The organism is Thermodesulfobacteriota bacterium (assembly GCA_040758155.1).
Lineage (GTDB): Bacteria > Desulfobacterota > Deferrimicrobia > Deferrimicrobiales > Deferrimicrobiaceae > UBA2219.
The window spans coordinates 1-3,681 of the sequence record JBFLWB010000037.1 but is presented as its reverse complement, the minus strand read 5'-3'; the positions used below and the strand labels follow the sequence as shown (position 1 = coordinate 3,681).

General features: G+C 60.9%; 1 protein-coding gene. It reads left to right on the top strand.

Annotated elements, in window-relative coordinates:
• Positions 1 to 414: 414 nt before the first annotated feature.
• A partial coding sequence (locus AB1346_02325; GenBank protein ID MEW6719267.1) for a PAS domain S-box protein occupies positions 415 to 3,681 on the top strand: 3,267 nt, incomplete at its 3' end.

Below are 3,681 nucleotides of genomic sequence, written 5' to 3'. Positions count from 1 at the left end.
GGAGGAGCCATACCGACTGCTGAAGGTGGAGACAACCTAGCGCTTTCACCTGGCGCCAGATATAAGTGCGGAACCGGGTGGGCTCCGAGGGAACCTTGTAAGTCAGCATCAACCACCGGCGAAAGGATCCGTCACTCATCGGGCATACCGTGAAACAGGGAGAATATGTAACAGCTGATACATGTATCATGTGTAATCACTATTGTCAAATTCTCTATTAGGCTCGCACCCTCAAGGGATCTCCAAAGCGAAAGAGAAGTTCAGGAAGCCCGGGAATTTCGGACGGTTGGCCAGGAGAAAATTTAAAGATTTCAGAGCGATTGCCGATAAGCCTCCGGTATGGTGTCCCACCCTGCCAGCGTTCGCTCCAAGATGTTCCTCCTCGGGGTCCTGGCCTTTCTCCCGGTAATCCTGGTGACTGTGTACAACGCCTGGTACCAGCGGAAGATGGATGTCTTCGAATCCCGGGAACGGATGGAAAAAATCCTGGCCTTCGCGGTCCTCTACGAAGAGGAGGTCATCCGGGAAGTCCAACGGGATCTTGCGATGCTGGCGGATGTGCCGGTGGTCCGGGGGGGCGGGAAGCCCGCGAGCGAAATACTGGCCCGGCTCCTGAAGAATAGTCCAAAATATACGAATTTTCTGGTCTGCCGCCCTGACGGTCGGGTGATTTCCAGCGCCCTCCCGTTGCGGTCCGCGGTGGATTTTTCCGATCGGCCTTACTTCCAGGAAGTGCTCAAGAACAAGTCGTTCACCATCGGCCAGTATTTCGTGGGAAGGATCACGGGGAAGCCCGTCATACCTTTCGCCTGGCCCGTGCTGGACCGGCGGGGGGAGGTGACCGCGGTCCTGATCATCCCCCTGGACCTCTCCCTCGTAACCGAGTTCGAGGCCGAGATCGATACCCAGATTCCGCCGTCCTCCTCCTACATAAGACTCGATAGCCGCGGCTCCGTAATGTCCGCATTTCCCGATGCGCAGATGTTCGGAAAGGGGCATCCTCTGGAGGAATTCCTTTTCCGGAGGATCTCGAAGGAGAAAAAAGGCACGTTCCAGATGGTGGGGGCGGACGGCGTGGACCGCCTCTACCTTTTTTCGCCATACCACAGCCCCATGAAAATGGAAGGAGGGTATGCCCTCCTCGGCATCCCGACCCGATCGCTCTTTGCAGCGGTGGACCGCCAGCTCGCCATAAGCCTTGCGATCCTTTCCATCGTCGCGTCGCTTTTCCTGTCGATCATGTGGTGGGGAGGGAACACCCTGCTCGCGCGTCCGGTGAGGATCCTGGCCGACGCATCGAAACGTCTGGAAGCGGGCGACCTTGCGGCCCGATCGGGTCTCGGATCCACACCGGGGGAGTTCGGCCAGTTGGGGGGGGCGTTCGATGAAATGGCCGCCGAGCTCCAGCGCCGGCAGGATGAATCGCTGAGGATGCAGGAGGCGCTTCGCGCATCCGCGGAGAAAGCGGAAAAAGAGAAGGCCAAGACCGAAGCCATCATCGCCGGGATGGGAGACGGCATCAGCATCCAGGACAGGAATTACAGGATCCTCTTCCAGAACCAGGTCTTGAAAGACGACGCCGGCGACCATGTCGGGGAGGTTTGCTACAGGGCGTATCACGGCCTGGATCGTGTTTGCGACGGCTGTGCCGCCGAGCGCTCCTTCCGCGATGGAAAGATCCACACCAAGGAAAATATCGCCGAGGTGAACGGCAAAACGAGATACTTCGAAAACACGGTGTCTCCGATGAGGGATTCCTCGGGGAACATCACCGGCGCGATCGAGGTCGTCCGGGACATCACCGGAAGGAAAAAGTCCGAGCATCGGATCCGGAAGGGGATAAAGATCCTTTCCGACCTCCGGGAAATCGATCGGCACATCCTTCGCGGCGCAGATGTACGGGAAACGTTCGGCGTGGTATGCGACGCCGTTGTGGGAATGGGATACAGGCATTGCTGGGTCGGGCTGGCCGAGCCGGATCACACCGTCCGCCCGGTGGCGGCCAGGGGAGTGGAGCTGGAAGAGCTCGCGAACGCGGGCATCCGGTGGGACGACTCCCCCCGGGGGCAAGGCCCTTCCGGCGCCGTCATAAAGTCCGGGAAGCCGCTGGTTTCCCGCGACATTTTCGGAGATGAAGGTTACGAGCCCTGGAGAAATGCGGCTGTGAACCTCGGGTGCCCCGCGCGTGCGTCCTATCCCCTGAAAACCGGAGACGGGCACGTCTGGGGCGTATTCCACGCCTACGGCGGAGATCCCGACTGCTTCAGCCCGGAGGAATTGCAGGATCTGGAGACCTTCGCGGGACAGGTTTCGGTGGCCATGGAGAGCAGCCGTCAATGGGAGGCCATCCGCGATGCCCACCAGCGCCTGACCTTCCATGTGAACCGCATGCCGCTGGGCTTCATCGTGTGGAACAAGGATTTCCGGGTGACGGAGTGGAACCCCGCGGCGGAGCGGATTTTCGGGTGGAAGGCGGAAGAGGCGATCGGTAAATCCCCTTACGAATTTCTCATCCCTTCGTCGGAAACGGAGCATATCGGAGAGATCTGGTCGAAGCTGCTGCAGGGCGGGGAAGACGGCTGCTCCTTGAACGACAATATGCGGATCGACGGGAAGACGATCACCTGCGAGTGGTTCAACGCGCCGTTGCGGGACGCCCGGGGAAACGTCAACGGCGTCCTGTCCATGGTTCACGATGTCACGGAAAGGGCCCTGCTGGAGCGTCAGGTGCAGACCGCCCAGCGGATGGAAGCGGTGGGGACTCTCGCGGGGGGGATCGCGCACGATTTCAACAACGCGTTGACGGGAATTTTCGGATTCGCCGAGATGCTCAGGGTGAGGAACGAGGGGAACGAGAAGGCACTGTCGGACATCGATGAAATCCTGCGCTGCGCGAACCGCGCGGCGACCCTCACGCGGCAGTTGTTGACGTATTCCCGCCGCCAGATCATCTCTCCGATCAACCTGAGCCTGAACGGCGTGGTTGCGGATCTCATGAAACTGGTATCGAAGGTGGTGGGGGAGCACATCGAGATCCGGACGTTCCTGGCCGAAGGGCTGCCGACCGTGCGGGCCGACGCGGGCCAGATGGAGCAGGTGGTCATGAACCTGGTGCTGAACGCCCGGGACGCGATGCCCGGCGGCGGGCAGCTTCTGATAGAGACCGGCGTGGCGGAGCTGGACGAGGAATTCGTCCGCCTCCACCCGTTCATGCGGATCGGAAGGTACGTGGTTCTCTCCGTATCGGATACGGGCTGCGGCATGGACTCGACGACCCGGGAGCGCGTGTTCGAGCCGTTCTTCACGACCAAGGCTCCCGACAAGGGGACGGGGTTGGGGCTGGCGGTGGTCTACGGGATCGTGAAGCAGCACAACGGCTTCATCCATCTGTACAGCGAACCCGGGAAAGGCACCACCTTCAAGATCTACATCCCGCCGGTGGATGCGGCGCCGGATGCGCTCCTCGCGGAGGAAACGGACGAGGTGTCGGGAGGGACGGAAACCATTCTGTTGGCCGAGGACGACGAATCGGTCCGAAGGTTTTCGGAGCGGACCTTGAAAGAGCTGGGGTACACCGTGCTCGATGCGGGAAGCGGGGGGGAAGCGCTGGCGATATTCGATCGGCACAAGGAGAGAGTCGACCTGGTCCTTCTGGACGTGGTCATGCCGGCGCGGGGAGGG